At 57.8% G+C, this 1,334-nt stretch carries 3 protein-coding genes; 2 read left to right on the top strand and 1 reads right to left on the bottom strand.

Features of this window, described 5'->3' with window-relative positions:
- Both AC27VO_RS16445 and AC27VO_RS16440 read left to right on the top strand, forming a co-directional pair.
- Positions 1 to 376, top strand: a 376-nt coding sequence (locus AC27VO_RS16445) for a TPR end-of-group domain-containing protein (RefSeq protein ID WP_488667793.1), incomplete at its 5' end; no start/stop codon positions are given.
- Between the two features lie 21 nt (positions 377 to 397).
- Positions 398 to 868 (top strand): VOC family protein, encoded by a 471-nt coding sequence (locus AC27VO_RS16440; RefSeq protein WP_488667792.1) that lies wholly within the window; start codon positions 398 to 400, stop codon positions 866 to 868.
- 273 nt (positions 869 to 1,141) lie between these two features.
- Here the strand turns inward: AC27VO_RS16440 and AC27VO_RS16435 are convergent.
- Positions 1,142 to 1,334 (bottom strand): SDR family oxidoreductase (locus AC27VO_RS16435; protein ID WP_488667791.1); only part of this gene is annotated, 193 nt, incomplete at its 5' end.

The raw sequence follows: 1,334 nt of genomic DNA, 5'->3' as shown, positions 1-1,334 counted from the left end.
TGGTGAGAAGTATCAGCAGGCACTGCGTATCAATCCAGATAAGCATGAGGCTGCTAATAACTGGTTGAGTGCTTTTTGCGATGAGTCGGATGCACTGCATGCGACAGGTGACCGTGAAACCAGCTTGGAAATTTTGCGACAAGCGAAAACCTTTGCCGCTCAGTACATCGCCAAATTACCGAAAGCAACACCTGAGCTGGCATACAACTTGGCCTGTATTGACAGTTTATTGGGACTTCTTCCTCAAGCGGTAGAGCAACTGGAACTGGCAAGGGCCAGCCATCAATTGGCCGAGCATTGGCGCGACGATGAGCACTTAGACCCCATCCGCCAAACCCCCGAATACCTTACATGGGTGCAAACCCATTTCTCTTAAAAATTTTCAAGGAAGACATCAATGAGCACTCAAGTACGACCGTTCAAGGTTCTGGGCATCCAACAAGTCGCCATCGGCGGCACGGACAAAGAACGCATGAAAAAACTGTGGGTGGACATGCTGGGGCTGGAGCAAACCGGCACCTTCCAAAGCGAGCGTGAAAACGTCGATGAAGACATTCTGGCCATGGGCAAGGGTGCGATGAAGGTGGAAGTGGACATCATGCAGCCCATGGACATTGACAAAAAGCCCGCCGTACACGCCACGCCGCTCAACCACATCGGCCTGTGGATTGACGATCTGCCCAAGGCCGTGGAATGGCTGACTGCCAACGGCGTGCGCTTTGCCCCGGGCGGCATCCGCAAGGGGGCTGCGGGCTACGACATCACTTTCCTGCACCCCAAGAGCAATGACGAGTTCCCGATTGCCGGGGAGGGCGTACTCATTGAGCTGGTGCAGGCGACGGCCGATGTGATTGCGGCCCTGGGTTAAAGCTCAGCGATCGCATGCGCTGGGTCGCGATCTTCACCGACACGCCCGCCATGCTGGCGGTGCGTGCGCAATACGGGCAGGCGCACCTGTAGTATCTGGCCCGCCATGCCGATGAGATTGTGTTGGCCGGTGGCTGCCGCCACGATGCAGGTGGCGACTATATCGGCGGCCTGTGGGTGCTGGAAGTGCCTGACCGCGCCAGAGAGCGGTACTCGGTGGGGCAGGCACCCCAAGGCCCGCAAAGCAGGCTTTTTTAGGGAGGGATTGACACCCTCAGATATTGCTGCCGCCGCTGACGCTGATCACATCACCGGTGATGTAGCCGCCGTGCGGGCCGACCAAGAAGCTCACCAGCCCCGCCACTTCCTCCAGCGTAGCGATGCGCCGGATGGCATGCAGGTCCAGCAGGAAATCAGGCACTTCATCGCCCAAAGTAGCCTTGGCCATGTCGGTGGGCATGACACCG

The organism is Comamonas sp. 14P8.1.4, from assembly GCF_057799285.1.
Note: the sequence above shows the minus strand (reverse complement) of the source record. Positions and strands in the feature narration are given on the sequence as shown.